Here is a 22,013-nt window from a genome sequence, read left to right as displayed (position 1 = left end):
TTTTCGGTTCAGGTCCTTGGCAAAACTTGCGCAAGGCCCTTCGTGTGCCTATCAGCTTTTTATGACAAGCCGTACAAATGGCCAGCAAATGCGGGCGGCATTCTAGCACGGTGGGTTTATGGCGCCAGCGCCTGCACCGGTCTATAAAAGATCAAAAGATCGCAGCCTTCGGCAGCTCCTACATTGGATTTGCGTGCGCCCTGTAGGAGCTGCCGAAGGCTGCGATCTTTTAAGGTTATTAGACGATTGTCGACAATGTCTATTTATCCTTTGACTGATGCGGGCGAATTGGCTAGTTTTTGCCGCATTGGATTTAAAGGTGTCGACAATCATGCTGGATCAACTCGATCCCCCGGTCATCAGCGGCGACGATTCCGAGACGCTTTCGGAAAACGTCTTCCGACGCATTCAGGCGGCCATCGTCAAAGGCGAGATCGCCCCGGGCAGCAAGATCTCCGAGCCGGAGCTGGCGCGCACTTACGGCATCAGCCGTGGGCCATTGCGTGAGGCGATTCATCGCCTGGAAGGTCAGCGCCTGCTGGTGCGGGTACCGCACGTCGGCGCGCGGGTGGTGTCGCTCAGCCACGCCGAACTGCTCGAACTCTACGAAATCCGCGAATCCCTCGAAGGTATGGCCTGCCGTCTGGCGGCCGAACGCATGAGCGTCGAAGAAATCGACGAACTGCGCCGAGTGCTGGAAACCCATGAGCGCGACGCCGCGTTTCAGGCCGGCGTTGGCTATTACCAGCAGGAAGGCGATTTCGACTTCCACTACCGGATCATCCAAGGCAGCGGCAACCGCACGCTGACGCAGATGCTCTGCGGCGAGCTGTATCAACTGGTGCGCATGTACCGCATCCAGTTCTCCACCACGCCGAACCGCCCGCGCCAGGCCTTTGCCGAACACCACCGGATTCTCGATGCCATCGCCGACCGTGACGGCGAACTCGCGGAATTGTTGATGCGCCGTCACATCGGCGCCTCGAAACGCAACATCGCCCGTCATTACCAGGACGGCGCCCACAATAAGACAGCCACTGAACGAGGTGAGTCATGAGTTCCAAGCACAGCACTCCAGGCCAGCGTTTCCGCGATGCGGTCGCCAGCGAGCACCCATTGCAAGTGGTCGGCGCGATCAACGCCAACCACGCGCTGCTGGCCAAGCGCGCCGGTTTCAAGGCGATCTACCTGTCCGGTGGCGGGGTGGCCGCAGGTTCCCTCGGCGTTCCGGATCTGGGCATCACCGGTCTGGATGACGTGCTGACCGATGTTCGGCGGATCACTGACGTTTGCGATCTGCCGCTGCTGGTCGACGTCGACACCGGTTTTGGTTCGTCGGCGTTCAACGTCGCGCGCACGGTCAAGTCGATGATCAAGTTTGGCGCGGCGGCGATTCACATCGAGGATCAGGTCGGCGCCAAGCGCTGTGGCCACCGTCCGAACAAAGAAATCGTCAGTCAGCAGGAAATGGTCGATCGCATCAAAGCCGCCGTCGATGCCCGTACCGATGACAGCTTTGTAATCATGGCGCGTACCGATGCGCTGGCGGTGGAAGGTCTGGAGTCGGCTCTCGATCGCGCAGCGGCGTGCATCGAGGCCGGCGCCGACATGATCTTCCCGGAAGCCATCACTGAACTGGAGATGTACAAGCTGTTCGCCAACCGCGTGAAAGCGCCGATCCTGGCCAACATCACCGAGTTCGGTTCGACACCGCTGTACACCACCGAGCAACTGGCCGGCGCCGACGTGTCGCTGGTGCTGTATCCACTGTCGGCGTTCCGCGCGATGAACAAGGCTGCGGAAAACGTTTACACCGCGATCCGTCGCGACGGCACGCAGCAGAATGTCATCGACACCATGCAGACTCGCATGGAGCTTTACGATCGCATCGATTACCACACCTTCGAGCAGAAGCTCGATGCGTTGTTTGCCGCCAAGAAATAAAGATCAAAAGATCGCAGCCTGCGGCAGCTCCTACATGAACCGCATTCCCTTGTAGGAGCTGACGAGTGCAACGAGGCTGCGATCTTTTGCGAACAACACCGTAATTGCAGATTCCCTAACAAATTCAAGAATTGGAGACAGCAATGGCCGAAGCAAAAGTACTCAGTGGCGCCGGGCTCCGTGGCCAGGTTGCCGGGCAAACCGCACTGTCCACCGTGGGCCAGGCCGGTGCCGGGCTGACCTATCGCGGCTACGACGTGCGTGAACTGGCAGCCGATGCACAATTTGAAGAAGTCGCGTACCTGCTGCTGTACGGCGAGCTGCCAACCCAGGCGCAACTCGAAGAATACCAAGGCAAGCTGAGCAAGCTGCGCGACCTGCCGCAAGCGCTGAAAGAAGTGCTCGAACGCATCCCCGCCGACGCCCACCCGATGGACGTGATGCGCACCGGTTGCTCGTTCCTCGGCAACATCGAACCGGAGAAAGACTTCTCCGAGCAGCGTGACAAGACTGACCGCTTGCTCGCCGCGTTCCCGGCGATCATGTGCTACTGGTATCGCTTCAGTCACGACGGCAAACGCATCAATTGCGTCAGCGACGAGCCAACCATCGGCGGCCACTTCCTGCATTTGCTGCACGACAAGAAGCCAAGCGAACTGCACGTCAAAGTGATGAACGTTTCGCTGATCCTTTACGCCGAGCACGAATTCAACGCCTCGACCTTCACCGCCCGCGTTTGCGCCTCGACCCTGTCCGACCTGTACTCCTGCGTAACGGCGGCGATCGGTTCGTTGCGCGGCCCGCTGCATGGCGGCGCCAACGAAGCGGCGATGGAAATGATCGAGCGCTTCTCGTCGCCGGAAGAGGCGATCAAAGGCACCCTCGGCATGCTCGAGCGCAAGGACAAGATCATGGGCTTCGGTCACGCGATCTATAAGGACAGCGATCCGCGCAACGAGGTGATCAAGGGCTGGTCGAAAAAACTCGCCGATGAAGTCGGTGACAAGGTGTTGTTCGCGGTTTCCGAAGCCATCGACAAGACCATGTGGGAGCAGAAGAAACTGTTCCCGAATGCCGATTTCTACCATGCCTCGGCGTACCACTTCATGGGCATCCCGACCAAGCTGTTCACGCCGATCTTCGTCTGCTCGCGCCTGACCGGCTGGGCCGCGCATGTGTTCGAACAACGCGCCAACAACCGCATCATCCGTCCAAGCGCCGAATACGTCGGCGTCGAACAGCGCAAGTTCGTGCCAATCGAACGTCGCTGAAATGGTGAGGGCCGAATACTGATCTCGAAGCTCACCTAAATCCCTGTGGGAGCTGGCTTGCCAGCGATGACGGCGTCACATCCAACAATGATGCTGACTGACCCACCGCATCGCTGGCAAGCCAGCTCCCACAGGGTTCAGTGTGAATTTTGAGGTCGGTGTCTGGCCCCACCCTTTGAAACTACCGTGACCCGAGTCCTGACCCGATGAACACAGAATTCCGCAAAACCCTGCCCGGCAGCCCTCTGGATTATTTCGACGCCCGCGCGGCGGTCGAGGCGATTCAGCCCGGCAGTTACGACACTCTGCCGTACACCTCCCGCGTGCTGGCGGAAAACCTTGTGCGTCGCTGCGACCCGGCCACGCTCACCGATTCCCTCAAACAACTGATCGAACGCAAACGCGACCTCGACTTCCCGTGGTTCCCGGCGCGTGTGGTCTGCCACGACATTCTCGGCCAGACCGCGCTGGTCGACCTTGCCGGCCTGCGCGACGCCATCGCCTTGCAGGGCGGCGACCCGGCGCAGGTCAACCCGGTAGTGCCGACGCAATTGATCGTCGACCACTCGTTGGCAGTAGAAGCGGGCGGTTTCGACAAGCAAGCGTTCGAGAAAAACCGCGCCATCGAAGACCGGCGCAACGAAGACCGTTTCCACTTCATCAACTGGACCAAAAAGGCCTTCAAAAACGTCGATGTGATCCCGCCGGGCAACGGCATCATGCACCAGATCAACCTGGAGAAAATGTCGCCGGTGATTCAGGTGCGTGAAGGCGTTGCGTTCCCCGACACCTGCGTCGGCACCGACAGCCACACCCCGCACGTCGATGCGCTGGGCGTGATCGCCATCGGCGTCGGCGGCCTCGAAGCCGAGAGCGTGATGCTCGGTCGCGCGTCGTGGATGCGTTTGCCCGAAAGCGTCGGCGTCGAACTGACCGGCAAGCTGCAACCGGGCATCACCGCCACCGACATGGTGCTGGCGCTGACCGAATACCTGCGCAAGCAGAAAGTCGTCGGCGCATGGCTGGAATTCTTTGGCGAAGGCGCGGCGGCGCTGACCCTCGGCGACCGCGCGACCATTTCCAACATGGCCCCGGAATACGGCGCCACGGCGGCGATGTTCTACATCGACCAGCAAACCATCGATTACCTGAAACTCACCGGTCGTGAAGACCAGCAAGTGCAGTTGGTCGAGCAATACGCCAAGCTCACCGGCCTGTGGGCCGACAGTTTGAAAGGCGCGCAATACGAGCGCGGTCTGACTTTCGATCTGTCGTCGGTGGTGCGCAACATGGCCGGGCCGAGCAACCCGCACGCCCGCGTCGCGGTGGCGGATCTGGCCGCTAAAGGCATCTCCGGGCAGTGGGATGACGTGCCGGGGCAAATGCCCGACGGCGCGGTGATCATCGCCGCCATCACCAGTTGCACCAACACCAGCAACCCGCGCAACGTCATTGCCGCCGGCCTGCTCGCACGCAACGCCAACAAGCTCGGCCTGACCCGCAAACCGTGGGTGAAATCCTCGCTGGCGCCGGGTTCGAAAACCGTCGCCCTGTACCTCGACGAAGCAGGGCTGACCACTGAACTGGAGCAGCTCGGTTTCGGCGTCGTCGCCTTCGCCTGCACCACCTGCAACGGCATGTCCGGCGCGCTCGATCCGCTGATCCAGCAAGAGATTATCGACCGCGATCTGTATGCGACCGCTGTGCTCTCGGGCAACCGCAACTTCGACGGCCGCATCCACCCGTACGCCAAGCAAGCGTTTCTCGCGTCACCGCCGCTGGTGGTCGCTTACGCCATTGCCGGGACCATCCGTTTCGATATCGAAAAAGACGTGCTCGGTGTTGTGGACGGCAAGGAAATCCGCCTCAAAGACATCTGGCCGAGCGATGAAGAAATCGACTCGGTGGTGAAGTCTTCGGTCAAGCCTGAGCAGTTCCGTCAGGTCTACATTCCGATGTTCGCCGTCCACGAAGACACAGGCCCGAAAGTCACGCCGCTGTACGACTGGCGCGAGATGAGCACCTACATCCGTCGTCCACCGTACTGGGAAGGCGCACTGGCCGGCGCCCGTCCGCTGAAGGGCATGCGCCCGCTGGCGGTGCTGCCGGACAACATCACCACCGATCACCTGTCGCCATCCAACGCGATCATGCTCGACAGCGCCGCCGGCGAATACCTGGCAAAAATGGGCCTGCCGGAAGAGGACTTCAACTCTTATGCAACCCACCGTGGCGACCACTTGACTGCGCAGCGCGCGACCTTTGCCAACCCGAAACTGTTCAACGAAATGGTCGTGGAAAACGGCAAGGTCAAACAGGGTTCGCTGGCGCGTGTCGAGCCGGAAGGCAAAGTGATGCGCATGTGGGAAGCCATCGAAACCTACATGGAGCGCAAGCAGCCGCTGATCATCATCGCCGGCGCCGATTACGGCCAGGGTTCGTCCCGCGACTGGGCGGCGAAAGGTGTGCGACTGGCCGGTGTCGAGGCGATTGCCGCAGAAGGTTTCGAGCGCATTCACCGCACCAACCTGGTGGGCATGGGCGTGTTGCCGCTGGAGTTCAAGCCGGGCACCGACCGTCACACGCTGGCCATCGATGGCAGCGAAACCTATGACGTAATCGGCGAGCGCAAACCGCGTGCGGATCTGACGCTGGTGATCCATCGCAAGAACGGCGAGCGCGTTGACGTGCCGGTGACCTGCCGTCTGGATACCGCTGAAGAAGTGTCGATCTACGAGGCTGGCGGCGTGTTGCAACGCTTCGCTCAGGACTTCCTCGAAGAGTCGGCGGTTGCCGTTTAAATCAACTGATGCGGGCATGGGATTTTAAGTCCCATGCTTTCGGTAAGGAGCAATATGGCTCACGCACCACAGATTAAAATCCCCGCCACCTACATGCGCGGCGGCACCAGCAAAGGCGTGTTCTTCAGCCTCAAGGATCTGCCCGAAGCGGCGCAGATTCCAGGCCCTGCTCGCGACGCTTTATTGCTGCGCGTGATCGGCAGCCCCGACCCGTACGACAAACAAATCGACGGCATGGGCGGGGCCACTTCAAGCACCAGCAAAACCGTGATCCTGTCGAAAAGCATCAAGGCTGATCACGACGTCGATTACCTGTTCGGTCAGGTCTCCATCGACAAGCCCTTTGTGGATTGGAGCGGTAACTGCGGCAACCTCTCGGCAGCGGTCGGTTCGTTTGCCATCAGCAATGGCCTGGTCGATGCCAGCCGCATTCCGCACAACGGTGTCGCGGTGGTGCGCGTGTGGCAGGCCAACATCGGCAAAACGATTATTGCCCACGTGCCGATCACCAACGGCGAAGTGCAGGAAACCGGTGATTTCGAGCTCGACGGCGTGACCTTTCCGGCCGCCGAAGTGCAAGTCGAATTCATGGACCCGGCGGCAGAAGAAGAGGGCGGCGGCGGTTCGATGTTCCCCACCGGCAACCTCATCGATGAGCTGCAAGTGCCGGGTGTTGGCACGTTCAAGGCGACCATGATCAACGCGGGTATCCCGACGATCTTCGTCAACGCCGCAGACATCGGTTACACCGGCACCGAACTGCAGAGCGCGATCAACAGCGATCCGCAAGCATTGCAGATGTTCGAAACGATTCGGGCTTATGGCGCGTTGCGCATGGGGCTGATATCGAATCTGGATGAAGCGGCGAAACGGCAACATACGCCGAAAGTTGCGTTTGTTGCCAAGCCTGCGGATTACGTGGCCTCCAGTGGCAAAGCGGTTGGCGTTGGGGATGTCGATTTGCTGGTGCGCGCGTTGTCGATGGGCAAGTTGCACCACGCGATGATGGGCACGGCGGCGGTGGCGATCGGGACGGCGGCAGCGATTTCCGGCACCTTGGTCAACCTTGCGGCCGGTGGTGTTGAACGCAACGCCGTGCGCTTCGGGCATCCGTCCGGAACGTTGCGCGTTGGCGCTGAAGCCAGTCTGGAGAACGGTGAGTGGGTGGTGAAGAAAGCCATCATGAGCCGTAGCGCACGCGTTCTCATGGAAGGCTACGTGCGCATCCCGGGTGATTCTTTCTGATTTGAGATTTTTCACCCTCATCGGAACGCCGCCCGCCCATCCCTCTCCCAAAGGGAGAGGGGGCCGACCGAGGTGTCTGGGGTTGTACATCGACCTGAAAGATCGAGTCGATTATGGATTCAGGGGGCCGACCGAGGTGTCTGGGGTTGTACATCGACCTGAAAGATCGAGTCGATTATGGATTCAGGGGGCCGACCGAGGTGTCTGGGGTTGTGCATCGACCTGAAAGATTGCGGCGATTATGGATCCGGGGGCTGATCGAGGTTTTTGAAATTATGCATTGACCCGATCGATTATGGATTCAATGGAGATCGCTCACGTCGGTGAACCTCTAAAGCATCCCCCAATCAGTTCCCTCTCCCTCGGGAGAGGGCTAGGGTGAGGGGCCCCACCCACTGAAGAAACACCAAACAAGCAGGCACCCCAGACCTGCAATCAACCAAACCCGCCAAGCCCTGAGGAAGACCGCACCACTCATCATTCCCGCACAGGAGAACCGCAATGAGCGCCAACGTCGACCTGAACAACCGTCCCGACTACGACCATGTCCTGCAGGACATCGCCGATTACGTCCTCACCTTCAAAGCCCCCTCTGCCGAAGCCCTCGACACCGCCCGCAATTGCTTGATGGACACACTGGGCTGTGGCCTGCTGGCACTGCGTTTCCCCGAATGCACCAAGCACCTCGGCCCGATCGTCGAAGGCACCGTCGTCCCGTTCGGCGCACGCGTTCCCGGTACCTCCTATCGCCTCGACCCGGTCAAAGCCGCGTGGGACATCGGCTGCATCGTCCGTTGGCTCGATTACAACGACACGTGGCTCGCCGCCGAGTGGGGTCATCCATCCGACAATCTCGGCGGGATTCTTGCGGTGGCTGATCACCTCTCACAGAAGCGTCTGGCCAACGCTGAAGCGCCGCTGACCATTCGCGATGTGCTGGAAGCGATGATCATGGCCCACGAGATTCAAGGCGTGATCGCTCTGGAAAACTCCTTCAACCGCGTAGGACTCGATCACGTCATTCTGGTGAAAGTTGCTTCAACCGCTGTCACCGCCAAACTGATGGGCGCCAATCGTGAGCAACTGTTGTCGGCGTTGTCTCACGCGTTTGCCGATGGTCAGGCGCTGCGCACTTACCGGCACGCCCCAAACGCCGGTTCGCGAAAATCCTGGGCAGCAGGGGATGCGTCGAGTCGTGGCGTGCGTCTGGCCGATATTGCCCTGCGCGGCGAGATGGGCATTCCCGGAGTGCTGACTGCGAAACAGTGGGGTTTTTATGACGTGCTGTTCAGCCACACCAACAGTGATCTGGCGTTGAAACCCGAGAACAAACGCGCCTTCAGTTTCTCGCGGCCGTTCGGCAGTTACGTGATGGAAAACGTGCTGTTCAAGATCAGTTTTCCCGCCGAATTCCACGCGCAGACCGCCTGTGAAGCAGCGGTGACGTTGCACCCGCAAGTGCGCAATCGTCTGCATGAAATCGAACGGATCGTCATCACCACTCACGAATCGGCGATTCGCATCATTTCCAAAGTCGGGCCGCTGGCCAATGCCGCCGACCGCGACCACTGCATCCAGTACATGACCGCCGTGCCGCTGGCGTTCGGCAATCTGGTCGCCGAGCAGTACGAAGATGATTTCCACAAGGCGCACCCGATCATCGATGTGCTGCGCGAGAAAATGGTTATCGTCGAAGATCCGCGTTTCACTCGCGAATATCTGGAGGCCGACAAACGCTCGATCGCCAACGCCGTGCAGGTGTTTTTCAAGGACGGCAGCAGCACCGACAATGTCGTGGTGGAATACCCGATCGGTCATCGCCGCCGCCGTGTCGAGGGCATTCCGTTGCTGGAAGACAAGTTCAAAGCCAACCTGGCCACGCGTTTCACAGGCCAGCGCAGCGGCGAAATCTTCGCGTTGTGCAAGGATCAGACGCAGCTGGAGTCCACCCCGGTAAACCGTTTCGTCGACCTATTTGTGATCTGACGAAAAACCTGTAGGAGCTGCCGCAGGCTGCGATCTTTTGACTTTGATTGTAAAAAACAAGATCAAAAGATCGCAGCCTTCGGCAGCTCCTACATGGACCGCGTACGCCATTTTTCGATGGGCAATTTGGTGATCGCAAAGCCGCTCAATAAAATCGCCGAATAGATCATCAGCTCCCGGGACAGGGTTTGTCCCTCGTACCAGGCGCCGATGATCACGGCAAACACCGGGAAAATGATAAACACGAACGACAGGATGATTGGGCTTAGGCGTTTAAGCAGCAAAAAGTAAACGATGAATCCGCCGACCGAGGCCACCAGCCCGAGATAGAACAGGGCGGCCCACGAGCGTGTTGTCACTTGCGCAAACACCGGCGTTTCGACGCTCAATCCGACAATAAATAACATCGCTCCGGCAATGCCGATCGGCAGCGTGTTGTAGGTAATCACGCTGATCGCGCTGCCATGTTTTTTCGTCACCACGTAACACAGCGCATGCATCACCGCCGCACACAGAATCGCCAACACGCCAAGCCATTCGGCCTGATCCAGATGCAGACCCTGGCTGCGAATAATCATGAACAGACTGCCGAAACCGATCGCGATACCGAGCATTTGCGACGGGTAGATTTTCTCGCGCAGAAACAGCGCGGAAAACAGCAGGATAAACACCGGCATGCAACTGAACAGCAGCGCTGTCAGGCCGGACGACACGTGCATCTCGCCATAGTTGAGCAGGTAGTAGGGCAGACTGAAATACGACAGCGTGACGAACACAAAAAACCAGCGGCTTGGTCGAGGAAACAACAGCGGTTCCTTGCGCAACAGCGCAAAGCTCAGGAACAGCGGAAAGGCGATCAGAAAACGCAGGCCGGCAGCGGTCAGCGGCGGCACGCTTTCCACCGCGATCTTGATCCCCAGCCACGTCGTACCCCAACTCAGGCAGACGATCAGAAACAGCGTGCTGGTGAGCAATCCGGCGAGCCAGGGTTTGCTGATGTTCATCGGTGTGCTGACGGCGGTCGACATGCGGCGTGCTCCGAACGGTGGAATTGACCTGATCGTGGAATCGGTCTATTTCTGATTGAACCTGTTTTCAGCACGCTATTCGGGGCGAGAATGACTGTCAAAGTAAGTATTGCCATGGTGTCAATCCTCCGCGACGGCCTCGCCAATGGCGTCGGCGTGAAGTACAAACGCTTGGCCGATGCGGTCGCACAGGCCATCGACGAAGGTGTGATCGATACGGGATGCAAGTTGCCGCCCCACCGATTGCTGGCTGACAGTCTGGGCGTGACCATCGGCACTATCAGCCGTGCTTACGGTGAACTTGAGCGTGTCGGATTGGTGGTTGCTCGCGTAGGAGATGGCACTTATGTGTGTCAGCGCGGGATGGAGCGGCCACAGGACAAAGGCTTTCGTAATGTCAGCGATGAGCCGTCAGCCTGCTTCGACATGAGCCGCAATCAGCCGATGCCAGGACAAGAGGCGGCGTTCATGAGCCAGAGTCTTCAGGAGCTGGCGAGTGATCCACGGGTGTTACGGCAGTTGACTGGATACACCGCTGAAGGTGGGCTGGCACGGCACCGCTTGGCGGGGGCGGTCTGGTTGCAGCACGGGACGTTTGTCCCGCATGTCGATCAGGTGTTGTGCGTCAACGGCGGCCAACATGGTCTGTTGTGCGCGTTGATGGGTTTGCTCAAGGCCGGCGACACGCTGGTCACCGAGCATTTGTCCTACCCGGGATTGATCGGCGTCGCACGTCAGCTCGGGATAAAACTCATTGGCGCGGCGATGGATGACGAAGGACTTGTGCCGTCGGCACTGGAAGAAATCTGCCGTCAGCATCGCGTTTCTGCACTGTATTGCACCCCAACGATCCAGAATCCTACAGCCGCTGTGATGTCGATCCCACGGCGCGAGGCGATTGCCGACCTCTGTCGCCAGTACAACCTGCTGATCATTGAGGATGAAGCCCATGCCGTGCTGGATCGTCAGCGCCCGTTGCCGCTGAGTTATTTCGCGCCGGAGCGTTCGGTGTTGATCGGCAGTTTGAGCAAAGCGGTTTCCGCGGGTTTGCGCGTCGGTTACCTGCACGCGCCGCAAGCGTTGATCGGGCGTTTGAGTGCCGCCATCCGCGCAACGTGCTGGATGGCCAATCCGTTATCGATGGAAGTGGCCAGTCTGTGGATTGAAAGCGGTATGGCCGAGCGTTTGCTGGACGAACAGATCAGCGAGATCGCTCGGCGCAAGGCTTTGGTGGCACCTGTTCTGCAAGGCTTGGACTACAAGACTCACCCTTACAGTCCGCATTTCTGGGTGCAAGTGCCTGAGCTGTGGCGGGCGTCGCAGATTGCGGCGGAGTTGAAGGAGAACAACTATCTGGTGGCCACCGCTGAGGCGTTTGCGGTGGGGCATGCAGCGGTGCCGCAATTTATTCGGGTGAGTGTGTGTAATGCGGTGGGGGATGATCGGTTGTTGCTTGCAGGGTTTGAAGCTTTAAGCCGGGCACTGACAGAGATCGTGTAATCGTTCATCGCGAGCAGGCTCACTCCTACAATGAATCTCTGTCGTCCACATGATCTGTGCCCGCTGAAGATCAACTGTAGGAGTGAGCCTGCTCGCGATAGCGGTCGCACAGACACCAGCAATCTACTTGAACCGCCGCTCCACACCTTTCTCCACCAGAATCTTCGCCGAAATCTCTTCCACCGAAAAATGCGTGGAGTTGATGTTCGGGATGTTCTCGCGGCGGAACAGATTCTCCACCTCACGCACTTCGAATTCGCACTGGGCGTAGCTCGAATAACGGCTGTTGGGCTTGCGCTCATTGCGGATAGCGGTGAGGCGGTCCGGGTCGATGGTCAGGCCGAACAGCTTGTGCTGATGGGCGCGCAGGGCCGTTGGCAGGGTCAGGCGCTCCATGTCGTCTTCGGTCAGCGGATAGTTGGCCGCGCGGATGCCGAACTGCATGGCCATGTACAGACACGTCGGCGTTTTACCGCATCGCGACACGCCCACTAGTATCAAATCGGCTTTGTCGTAATAGTGCGTGCGCGCACCGTCGTCATTGTCGAGGGCGAAGTTCACCGCCTCGATGCGCTCCATGTAATTGGAGTTATGCCCGATCGAATGCGACTTGCCGACGGTGTAGGAAGAATGCTCGGTCAGTTCCTGCTCAAGCGGGGCAAGAAAGGTCGAGAAAATGTCGATCATGAAACCATTGGAGGTTGCGAGAATCTCACGGATGTCCTGATTGACGATGGTGTCGAAGATGATCGGGCGGAAGCCGTCGGTTTCGGCGGCTTTGTTGATTTGTTGTACCATGGCCCGCGCTTTATCCACGCTGTCGATGTACGGTCGCGTGAATTTGCTGAAGGTAATGTTTTCGAACTGCGCCAGAAGGCTTTGACCCAGGGTTTCGGCAGTGATGCCGGTGCCATCGGAGATGAAGAAAGCAGATCGTTTCATTTGCACCTTGGGCCTTAAGCTAGTAACGAATCTTGGATATGATAGGCGCGATTTGTCGGCCGCGATTGGCCCGCATTCTCACTTATTTTCCAGGTCCAGGCCATACAACCGGCCAAGGCTCCCCCGGGCCGCCGGTTTCTGAGCTTTTCCAACACAGTTAGTGGAGAGATCACCTTGGTAGAGTACGTAGTTTCCCTCGATAAGCTCGGCAAACACGATGTTGAGCATGTGGGGGGCAAGAACGCATCCCTGGGCGAGATGATCAGTAACCTGGCAGGCGCCGGTGTTTCGGTCCCCGGCGGCTTCGCCACGACGGCTCAGGCTTATCGTGATTTCCTCGAACTGAGCGGCCTCAACGACCAGATCCACCAGGCCCTCGACGCGCTCGACGTTGATGACGTCAACGCCCTGGCCAAGACCGGCGCGCAGATCCGTCAATGGATCATGGAAGCCGAATTCCCTGAAAAACTGAATGCCGAAATCCGCACCGCGTTTGCCGCGCTGTCGGCCGGCAACCCTGACGTGGCCGTGGCCGTGCGTTCTTCCGCCACCGCCGAAGACTTGCCGGACGCCTCGTTCGCCGGTCAGCAGGAAACCTTCCTGAACATCCGTGGTGTGGAAAACGTTATCCGCGCCGCCAAAGAGGTGTTCGCTTCGCTGTTCAACGACCGTGCGATTTCCTACCGCGTGCACCAGGGCTTCGACCACAAACTGGTCGCCCTGTCGGCTGGCGTGCAGCGCATGGTGCGTTCGGAAACCGGCACTGCCGGCGTGATGTTCACCCTCGATACCGAATCCGGTTTCCGTGACGTGGTGTTCATCACCGGCGCCTACGGCCTGGGCGAAACCGTCGTACAAGGCGCGGTCAACCCGGACGAGTTCTACGTGCACAAGGGCACGCTGGAGGCCGGTCGCCCGGCGATCCTGCGTCGCAACCTGGGCAGCAAAGCCATCAAGATGATCTACGGCGACGAGGCCAAGGCCGGTCGTTCGGTCAAGACCATCGACGTCGACAAGGCTGACCGCGCGCGTTTCTGCCTGTCCGACGCTGAAGTCAGCGAACTGGCCAAGCAAGCGATGATCATCGAGAAGCACTACGGCTGCCCGATGGACATCGAGTGGGCCAAGGACGGTGACGACGGCAAGTTGTACATCGTGCAGGCGCGTCCGGAAACCGTGAAAAGCCGCACCCAGGCCAACGTCATGGAACGTTACCTGCTGAAAGAAACCGGCACCGTGCTGGTGGAAGGTCGTGCGATTGGCCAGCGTATCGGCGCCGGTAAAGTGCGCATCATCAAGGATGTCTCCGAGATGGACAAAGTCCAGCCGGGCGACGTGCTGGTTTCCGACATGACCGACCCGGACTGGGAACCGGTGATGAAGCGCGCCAGCGCCATCGTCACCAATCGTGGCGGGCGTACTTGCCACGCAGCGATCATCGCTCGCGAGCTGGGCATCCCGGCAGTCGTCGGTTGCGGCAACGCCACCCAATTGCTGAAGGATGGCCAGGGCGTGACCGTGTCCTGCGCTGAAGGCGACACCGGTTACATCTTCGAAGGCGAGCTGGGCTTCGACATCAAGAAGAACTCCGTCGACGCCATGCCGGAGCTGCCGTTCAAGATCATGATGAACGTCGGCAACCCGGATCGTGCCTTCGACTTCGCGCAACTGCCGAACGCCGGTGTCGGCCTGGCCCGTCTGGAGTTCATCATCAACCGCATGATCGGCGTCCACCCGAAAGCGCTGTTGAACTACGACGGTCTGCCGCAGGAAATCAAAGACAGCGTCGACAAGCGTATCGCCGGTTACAACGACCCGGTCGACTTTTACGTCGACAAACTGGTGGAAGGCATCAGCACCCTGGCGGCGGCGTTCACGCCGAAGAAAGTCATCGTGCGCCTGTCGGACTTCAAGTCCAACGAATACGCCAACCTGATCGGCGGCAAGCTGTACGAGCCGGAAGAAGAAAACCCGATGCTGGGCTTCCGTGGCGCTTCGCGTTACATCAGCGAATCGTTCCGTGACTGCTTCGAACTGGAATGCCGTGCGCTGAAACGTGTGCGCAACGAGATGGGCCTGACCAACGTCGAAATCATGGTGCCGTTCGTCCGTACCTTGGGCGAAGCGAGTCAGGTCGTCGATCTGCTCGCCGAAAACGGCTTGAAGCGCGGCGAAAACGGTCTGCGCGTGATCATGATGTGCGAGCTGCCATCCAACGCGATCCTTGCTGAAGAATTCCTCGAATTCTTCGACGGCTTCTCGATCGGCTCCAACGACTTGACTCAGCTGACTCTGGGTCTGGACCGCGATTCCGGTATCATCGCGCACCTGTTTGACGAGCGTAATCCGGCGGTCAAGAAACTCTTGGCCAACGCGATTGCCGCGTGCAACAAAGCCGGCAAGTACATCGGTATCTGCGGTCAGGGTCCTTCGGACCACCCGGATCTGGCCAAGTGGCTGATGGAGCAGGGCATCGAAAGCGTTTCGCTGAACCCGGATACCGTGCTGGAAACCTGGTTCTTCCTCGCCGAAGGCCAAACCCCGGCTTGATCAACATGTGAACGGACCGCGTCTCCCTGTAGGAGTGAGCCTGCTCGCGATAGCGTCATGACAGTCAGCATCGATTCGAATGACACACCGCCATCGCGAGCAGGCTCACTCCTACACGATTCGGCTCCTTATGATTCAAACAGGGCGGGGTCTCCGGATGCCGCCCTTTTTTGTGCAAGAGCATTATGCAAAGCAGCAGTGACCTATTTCCTGTCGCCCTGATCAGCGCCGAACGGCGTGGCGATCTGAGCGAAGACGTGTATCGCCTGAAACCCGGCAACAGTCCCGACTGGTCTGTGGAAATCGCTGTGACCCGTTTGGGCATGGCCGATGACTCGGCGCCTCGCGGTGTGCCGGTGATTTTGCTGCACGGCAGTTTTTCCAATCGCCGTTTCTGGTTCTCACCCAAAGGTCTGGGCCTGGGCGCGTATCTGACGCGACTGGGGTTTGACGTGTGGATTCCGGAAATGCGCGGTCACGGCTTGTCGCAGCGCAACGAGGAATACCGGCGCAACCGTGTCGCCGACTATGCCCGTTACGATCTGCCGGCGATTGCCGCGTTCGTGCGTGAGCAGAGCGGGCAGATTCCACACTGGATCGGCCATTCGCTGGGCGGCATCACCTTGGCCGCGGCGCTCGGTGGCGAATACCTTGGCGAGCCTGCCGTAGCTTCTGCGGCGTTTTTCGGTACTCAGGTCAGCCGCACCTATTGGCCGCTGAAAATCCCGCCAGTGGAGTGGAGTGGGCGCTTTATTCTCAAGCGCTTCGCGCAACTGTCGGGTTCGCGCCTCAAGCGTGGCCCGGAAGATGAGCCGATCGGCCTGGCGCTGGAAAGCATGCGCTGGTACGGCTTGTTCGGCCGTTTTGGCGACAAGGACAAGGATTGGTGGGCGGGTCTGGCGGACGTCAAGGTGCCGGTGCTGGCAGTGACGGCGGCGGGGGATCATCAGGATCCGGCGTGGGCCTGTCGCAAGTTGTTCGAGCAGATCGGCTCCGAGCACAAGCAGTTCATCAATCTGGGCCGCGAGCAGGGTTTTACCGATAATTTCGGTCATGTCGAAATGTTGGTGAGCAAAGCGGCGCAGACTGAGGTGTGGCCGTTGGTGGCGCGCTGGTTGAACGATCAGCGCACGCCATTGCTGGACGAGAAGCCTGATCTGGCTGCTGCGGTCTGAGACGGGGCAGGGTAAAGGGCATTTCGTTCAGGTCGGCTTGCGGCTAAGATATGACGAATTGTGCGGTTCTGGTCATATTCGGTGGCAGTTTAGCGATTACGTTTCAGGGTTTGTTCAGGTTCATTCAGCGAACATTCAATGAGCTAAGGTAAACAGCGACCACCGGAACTCGTCTCTTCAGAACGCGGCATCCTTGATCGTCTTGCTTTTTACAGGAGTTTTTCGATGAACCATTACCTTACGCCTGACCTGTGCGACGCCTATCCGGAGCTGGTGCAGGTGCTGGAACCGATGTTCAGCAATTTCGGTGGCCGTGATTCGTTCGGCGGCGAAATCGTGACCATCAAATGCTTCGAAGACAACTCGCTGGTCAAGGAACAGGCTGAACTCAAGGGCAACGGTAAAGTCCTGGTGGTCGATGGCGGCGGTTCGCTGCGTCGCGCGCTGCTGGGTGACATGATCGCCGAGAAAGCCGCTAAAAACGGCTGGGAAGGGCTGGTCATCTACGGCTGCATCCGTGACGTCGACGTCATTGCGCAGACCGATCTGGGCGTGCAGGCTTTGGCCAGCCACCCGATGAAAACCGAAAAACGCGGCATTGGTGACCTCAACGTCCCGGTGACTTTCGCTGGTGTGACGTTCCACCCGGGCCAGTACATTTATGCGGACAACAACGGCGTGATCGTCTCGCCGAGTCCGCTGCAGATGCCTGAATAAGATTTTCGACAAAGGGATGCGGATGTTCGAGGAAGAAAACGCGCAATGGGGGCTGGTGCATGCCCTGGTGCTGGACGGAAAAGGCGGTGCGCGTTCGATAGCCCGGACTGAGCTCGACGATTTGCAGCTGCAGGCCCATGAAAGCCTGTGGCTGCATTGGGATCGCAGCCATCCGCAAACGCAGACCTGGCTGCGCAAATCCAGCGGTCTCAATGAATTCACCTGCGATCTGCTGCTGGAAGAGAACACTCGACCGCGCCTGTTGCCGTTGCCGGATTCCGAGTTGCTGCTGTTTCTGCGTGGGGTCAATCTCAATCCGGGTGCAGAGCCGGAAGACATGGTATCGGTGCGCATTTTCGCTTCAGCTCAGCGGGTGATTTCCCTGCGTTTGCGCCCATTGCGTGCCACCGATGAACTGCTGGTGCAATTGGCGGACGGCAAAGGCCCGAAAACCTCGTCTGAACTTATCCTTTATCTAGCGCAGTTCCTCACCAACAAGGTGCAGGATCTGGTCACTTGCCTCTCGGAAATCGCCGATGAGGAAGAAGAAAAAATGGATGCCGACGAACGGTATACCCCCGAGCATGGCGCCATTCTGCACATCCGCCGCCGGGCCGCTGGGTTGAAGCGTTTTCTTGCGCCGCAGCGGGATATTTTCGGACAACTGACGCGGATAAAACTGCCGTGGTTTGTCGATGACGATGCCGATTACTGGAACGAATTGAACAACAGCCTGACCCGCTATCTCGAAGAACTCGAATTGACCCGAGAGCGCGTGGGGCTTGTGCTGGAGGCTGAAGATCGGCGTTTGAGCGAGCGCATGAATCGCACCATGTACCGCTTCGGCATCATCACCTGCATTTTTTTGCCGATGAGTTTTATCACCGGTCTGCTGGGCATCAACGTCGGCGGAATTCCGTTCTCCAGCAGCCCTTATGGTTTCCTGATCGCCTGCTTGACGGTGCTCGCCCTGGCCTTCGGTCAGTGGTGGTTATTCCGTCGTTTGCGCTGGGTCTGACGATGGCGCATGTGACCCGACCAAATCTGCCCGCGTCTTTCACAGACATCACGAGAGGTGCGTATGCACGATCCGTTTGAACAGTCTTTGCGCGACATGCTCAACGCTTCGCCGTCCAGCCGCGACGACGATGCGTGCCTGGGCCGCGTACTCAAAACCGCCAACCGCCAGGTCGGCGCCGGTGATTTGTTCAGCCTGCTGGGCCGCTGGCTGCCCGCGCTGATGATCGCCCTGAATAACGGCTCGGCCCATGTCTCGCCGGTTTCCCGTCGTAAACCTACCGCTCGCACTGCTGATAAGGCTGATTGAATATGGAACTCGACCTCTGGACTCAGAGCCTCGTCACTGCAATGACTGCGTTGTGGACCAAAGTAGCCAACTTCATCCCGAACCTGTTCGGCGCACTGGTCGTGCTGCTGTTGGGTTTCGTCGTGGCCAAGCTGCTCGATACCTTGCTCTCCAAGCTGCTCGCCAAACTGGGTCTTGATCGCCTGATGGGTGGTACCGGGCTGACCAAGTTGATGTCGCGTGCGGGGCTGCAAGTTCCGATTTCAACGCTGATCGGTAAAATCGTTTACTGGTTCGTTCTGCTGATTTTTCTGGTTTCTGCAGCAGAATCCCTTGGCCTCGAGCGAGTTTCGGCTACGCTGGATATGTTGGCGCTCTATTTGCCGAAAGTATTCGGCGCGGCGCTGGTGTTGCTGGTGGGTGTTTTGCTCGCACAACTGGCCAACGGGCTGGTGCGCGGGGCGGCAGAAGGTGTGGGCCTGGACTACGCTTCGGGGCTTGGGCGAATTGCCCAGGGGCTGGTGATCATCATCAGCATCTCGGTCGCGATCAGTCAGCTTGAGGTCAAGACCGACCTGCTGAACCATGTGATTGTCATCGTTTTGATTACCGTTGGTCTGGCTGTTGCGCTGGCCATGGGTTTGGGAAGCCGGGAAATTGCCGGTCAGATTCTTGCGGGAATCTATGTGCGTGAGTTGTATCAGGTTGGGCAACAAGTGCGTGTTGGCGAGGTCGAAGGCCAGATCGAGGAGATCGGCACGGTTAAAACCACATTGCTGACCGATGAGGGTGAGCTAGTCTCTCTTTCCAATCGGATCCTGCTGGAACAGCATGTGAGTAGCCGCTAATCCGGCAAACCCTGCTAATGTATGCCGCCGCGAAATGCCAGCTGATGCTGGTCGCGGTGGACATTGACCTGACTGTCGGCACGACTTGTTTTGAATAAAGCCCAAACGCTATCCACGCGCTACGACCCCCGCGAGCTCTCTGATGAGGAGTTGGTCGCGCGCTCGCATACCGAGCTGTTTCACGTAACGCGCGCCTATGAAGAACTGATGCGGCGTTACCAGCGAACATTATTTAACGTTTGTGCGAGATATCTTGGGAACGATCGCGACGCAGACGATGTCTGTCAGGAAGTCATGTTGAAGGTGCTGTATGGCCTGAAGAACTTCGAGGGGAAATCGAAGTTCAAAACGTGGCTCTACAGCATCACGTACAACGAATGTATTACGCAGTATCGGAAGGAACGGCGAAAGCGTCGCTTGATGGACGCATTGAGTCTTGACCCCCTCGAGGAAGCGTCCGAAGAAAAGGCGCCGAAACCCGAGGAGAAGGGCGGACTTGATCGCTGGCTGGTGTATGTGAACCCGATTGACCGCGAAATTCTGGTGCTTCGATTTGTCGCAGAGCTGGAATTTCAGGAGATCGCAGACATCATGCACATGGGTTTGAGTGCGACAAAAATGCGTTACAAACGTGCTCTAGATAAATTGCGTGAGAAATTTGCAGGCATTGCTGAAACTTAGTTCAGCGCAAATATCTCTTACGTGTAGGCAAGTTCTGATAGACTTGCCGCCGAGTTGTCCCCCGGTTTGCGGGACTGCTTCACAATCACCAGATGGGGATTTAACGGATGAAACTGAAAAACACCTTGGGCTTGGCCATTGGTTCTCTGATTGCCGCCACTTCGTTCGGCGCTCTGGCACAAGGCCAAGGCGCAGTTGAAATCGAAGGCTTCGCAAAGAAAGAACAATTCGACAGCGCTCGTAACTTCAAGAACAACGGCAACCTGTTCGGCGGTTCGATCGGTTACTTCCTGACCGACGACGTTGAACTGCGTCTGGGCTACGACGAAGTGCACAACGTGCGTTCCGACGACGGTCGTAACATCAAGGGCGCGAACACCGCTCTGGACGCTCTGTACCACTTCAACAACCCAGGCGACATGCTGCGTCCGTACGTATCGGCTGGTTTCTCCGATCAGAGCATCGGTCAGAACGGTTCCGGCGGTCGTAACCGTTCCACCTTCGCCAACGTTGGCGGCGGTGCCAAGCTGTACTTCACCGAGAACTTCTACGCCCGTGCCGGCGTTGAAGCTCAGTACAACATCGACCAGGGCGACACCGAGTGGGCTCCTAGCGTTGGTATCGGTGTGAACTTCGGTGGCGGCTCCAAGCCTGCTGCTGCTCCAGTTCCAGCACCAGCTGAAGTCTGCTCCGACAGCGACAACGATGGCGTTTGCGACAACGTTGACAAGTGCCCGGACACCCCAGCCAACGTAACTGTTGACGCTGACGGCTGCCCAGCAGTTGCTGAAGTTGTTCGTGTTGAGCTGGACGTTAAGTTCGACTTCGACAAGTCGGTTGTGAAGCCAAACAGCTACGGCGACATCAAGAACCTGGCTGACTTCATGAAGCAGTACCCATCCACCACCACTACTGTTGAAGGTCACACTGACTCCGTCGGTCCTGACGCTTACAACCAGAAACTGTCCGAGCGTCGTGCAAACGCCGTTAAGCAAGTTCTGACCAACCAGTACGGTGTTGAATCGTCCCGCGTTCAGTCTGTTGGCTACGGCGAATCCCGCCCAGTTGCTGACAACAAAACTGAAGCTGGCCGCGCTGTAAACCGTCGCGTAGAAGCGCAGGTTGAAGCTCAAGCTAAGTAATTAGCTGCCGCTCTGAGAAAAGCCCGGCTTAGGCCGGGCTTTTCTTTGTCTGCGATTTGGCTTTGCAGTTTTAAAAGATCGCAGCCTTCGGCAGCTCCTACATGAAATCTGCATACGTCCTGTAGGAGCTGCCGCAGGCTGCGATCTTTTGCTCTTCAACAATGGCTGCCACCGCACCAATTACCAAAATCGCCGGGCTTTTCAGCCCAAACCTGAACGCATCAGCACTCATGCTCGCCAGATCACTCCGGCATTCGCGCTGCTCTGGCAACGACGCATTCTCGATCATCGCCACCGGCGTATCCGCTGCCATCCCGCCCGCCAGCAACTGATCGCGAATCTCGCCCAGCTTGGCCACGCCCATATAAACCACCAGCGTTGTGCCGCCCTGCGCCAGTGCCTGCCAGTTCAACTGGCTGTCATCCTGAGTATGCGCAGTCACCAGCGTCACCCCGCGTGCGACCCCACGCAACGTCAGCGGAATATCGCACTGCGTCGCCCCGGCCAGCCCGGCGGTGATGCCATTGACCAACTCCACCTCGACGCCACGCTCACGCAGCCAATGCGCCTCTTCACCCCCTCGACCGAAAATGCACGGATCGCCACCCTTGAGCCGCACCACACACTTGCCGTGGCGGGCATAGCGCAGCATCAGTCGATGAATGAACGCTTGCGGTGTCGAGCGGCAACCACCGCGTTTACCCACGGCAATGATGCGCGCATCAGGGCAGTGCTCCAGCACCGCCTCGTTGACCAGATCATCGATCAGCACCACGTCGGCCTCGCGCAGAGCGCGCACCGCTTTGAGGGTCAGCAGTTCCGGATCGCCGGGGCCCGCGCCTACCAGCCAGACTTTTGCATTCATGCTGCTTTCCTC

Annotated in this window: 18 protein-coding genes; 15 read left to right on the top strand and 3 right to left on the bottom strand. The window is 58.7% G+C overall.

Translation table 11 applies throughout. The features are described 5' to 3' along the window. The first annotated feature begins 334 nt into the window (after positions 1-334). The 6 genes from ACM6JQ_RS06170 to prpD all read left to right on the top strand — a co-directional run bounded on the left by ACM6JQ_RS06170 (position 335) and on the right by prpD (position 9,247). Positions 335-1,057: a GntR family transcriptional regulator gene (locus ACM6JQ_RS06170; RefSeq protein ID WP_172828118.1), complete on the top strand. Its 723-nt coding sequence runs from the start codon at positions 335-337 to the stop codon at positions 1,055-1,057. Then, positions 1,054-1,944, top strand: a complete 891-nt coding sequence (gene prpB / locus ACM6JQ_RS06165; RefSeq protein WP_007916432.1) for a methylisocitrate lyase — start codon at positions 1,054-1,056, stop codon at positions 1,942-1,944. The genes ACM6JQ_RS06170 and prpB overlap by 4 nt, the downstream gene beginning before the upstream one ends. 143 nt (positions 1,945-2,087) lie before the next feature. Further along, the gene (gene prpC, locus ACM6JQ_RS06160) at positions 2,088-3,215 is read left to right on the top strand and encodes a 2-methylcitrate synthase (protein ID WP_414893404.1); all 1,128 of its coding nucleotides are present in this window, start codon (positions 2,088-2,090) and stop codon (positions 3,213-3,215) included. A gap of 206 nt (positions 3,216-3,421) precedes the next feature. Further along, positions 3,422-6,016 (top strand): Fe/S-dependent 2-methylisocitrate dehydratase AcnD, encoded by a 2,595-nt coding sequence (acnD, locus tag ACM6JQ_RS06155; RefSeq protein ID WP_414893403.1) that lies wholly within the window; start codon positions 3,422-3,424, stop codon positions 6,014-6,016. Between the two features lie 54 nt (positions 6,017-6,070). Next, the gene (gene prpF, locus ACM6JQ_RS06150; RefSeq protein WP_123374755.1) at positions 6,071-7,261 is read left to right on the top strand and encodes a 2-methylaconitate cis-trans isomerase PrpF; all 1,191 of its coding nucleotides are present in this window, start codon (positions 6,071-6,073) and stop codon (positions 7,259-7,261) included. 501 nt (positions 7,262-7,762) lie between these two features. After that, positions 7,763-9,247: a 2-methylcitrate dehydratase gene (gene prpD, locus ACM6JQ_RS06145; protein WP_414893402.1), complete on the top strand. Its 1,485-nt coding sequence runs from the start codon at positions 7,763-7,765 to the stop codon at positions 9,245-9,247. A gap of 89 nt (positions 9,248-9,336) precedes the next feature. Here prpD and ACM6JQ_RS06140 read toward each other — a convergent pair whose 3' ends face one another. Continuing rightward, entirely contained in the window at positions 9,337-10,251 is a 915-nt protein-coding gene (locus ACM6JQ_RS06140; protein ID WP_185051897.1) for a DMT family transporter, read from the bottom strand. Between the two features lie 114 nt (positions 10,252-10,365). Here ACM6JQ_RS06140 and ACM6JQ_RS06135 point away from each other — a divergent pair, with 114 nt between their 5' ends. Further along, positions 10,366-11,775, top strand: a complete 1,410-nt coding sequence (locus ACM6JQ_RS06135) for a PLP-dependent aminotransferase family protein (RefSeq protein WP_007916422.1) — start codon at positions 10,366-10,368, stop codon at positions 11,773-11,775. Between the two features lie 123 nt (positions 11,776-11,898). On the opposite strand, the gene ACM6JQ_RS06130 is transcribed toward ACM6JQ_RS06135, so the two are convergent. Further along, positions 11,899-12,717, bottom strand: a complete 819-nt coding sequence (locus tag ACM6JQ_RS06130; protein WP_007916411.1) for a pyruvate, water dikinase regulatory protein — start codon at positions 12,715-12,717, stop codon at positions 11,899-11,901. Between the two features lie 174 nt (positions 12,718-12,891). On the opposite strand from ACM6JQ_RS06130, the gene ppsA reads away from it, so the two are divergent. From ppsA to ACM6JQ_RS06090, 8 genes are all read left to right on the top strand, one after another. Continuing rightward, the gene (gene ppsA, locus ACM6JQ_RS06125; protein WP_007916410.1) at positions 12,892-15,267 is read left to right on the top strand and encodes a phosphoenolpyruvate synthase; all 2,376 of its coding nucleotides are present in this window, start codon (positions 12,892-12,894) and stop codon (positions 15,265-15,267) included. Between the two features lie 185 nt (positions 15,268-15,452). Then, positions 15,453-16,442 carry an alpha/beta fold hydrolase gene (locus tag ACM6JQ_RS06120; RefSeq protein WP_414893401.1) on the top strand — a complete coding sequence of 330 codons (990 nt, stop codon included), beginning with the start codon at positions 15,453-15,455 and terminating at the stop codon, positions 16,440-16,442. 225 nt (positions 16,443-16,667) lie between these two features. Continuing rightward, positions 16,668-17,159 (top strand): ribonuclease E activity regulator RraA, encoded by a 492-nt coding sequence (gene rraA / locus ACM6JQ_RS06115; RefSeq protein WP_077571828.1) that lies wholly within the window; start codon positions 16,668-16,670, stop codon positions 17,157-17,159. Between the two features lie 22 nt (positions 17,160-17,181). Beyond that, a complete protein-coding gene (locus tag ACM6JQ_RS06110) occupies positions 17,182-18,177 on the top strand; it encodes a zinc transporter ZntB (protein WP_007916404.1) in 996 nt (331 codons plus the stop codon). Positions 18,178-18,240: 63 nt separating this feature from the next. Further along, positions 18,241-18,486, top strand: a complete 246-nt coding sequence (locus ACM6JQ_RS06105; RefSeq protein ID WP_007916402.1) for a hypothetical protein — start codon at positions 18,241-18,243, stop codon at positions 18,484-18,486. A 2-nt stretch (positions 18,487-18,488) separates the two neighbouring features. Continuing rightward, positions 18,489-19,313, top strand: coding sequence for a mechanosensitive ion channel family protein (locus ACM6JQ_RS06100; protein WP_007916401.1), 825 nt, complete (start codon positions 18,489-18,491; stop codon positions 19,311-19,313). A 90-nt stretch (positions 19,314-19,403) separates the two neighbouring features. Continuing rightward, positions 19,404-19,994 (top strand): RNA polymerase sigma factor SigX, encoded by a 591-nt coding sequence (gene sigX, locus ACM6JQ_RS06095; RefSeq protein ID WP_011333251.1) that lies wholly within the window; start codon positions 19,404-19,406, stop codon positions 19,992-19,994. Between the two features lie 107 nt (positions 19,995-20,101). After that, complete coding sequence (locus ACM6JQ_RS06090) at positions 20,102-21,136, top strand: OmpA family protein (protein ID WP_007916399.1); 1,035 nt, start codon at positions 20,102-20,104, stop codon at positions 21,134-21,136. A gap of 97 nt (positions 21,137-21,233) precedes the next feature. On the opposite strand, the gene cobA is transcribed toward ACM6JQ_RS06090, so the two are convergent. After that, positions 21,234-22,001 carry a uroporphyrinogen-III C-methyltransferase gene (gene cobA / locus ACM6JQ_RS06085; RefSeq protein ID WP_007916397.1) on the bottom strand — a complete coding sequence of 256 codons (768 nt, stop codon included), beginning with the start codon at positions 21,999-22,001 and terminating at the stop codon, positions 21,234-21,236. Positions 22,002-22,013: the final 12 nt, after the last annotated feature.

The sequence above is a fragment of the Pseudomonas sp. IT-232MI5 genome (genome assembly GCF_949767845.1).
In the GTDB taxonomy this organism is placed as follows: Bacteria; Pseudomonadota; Gammaproteobacteria; order Pseudomonadales; family Pseudomonadaceae; genus Aquipseudomonas.
The sequence above is the reverse complement of the archived record's forward strand: the minus strand, read 5'-3'. Positions and strand labels throughout refer to the sequence as shown.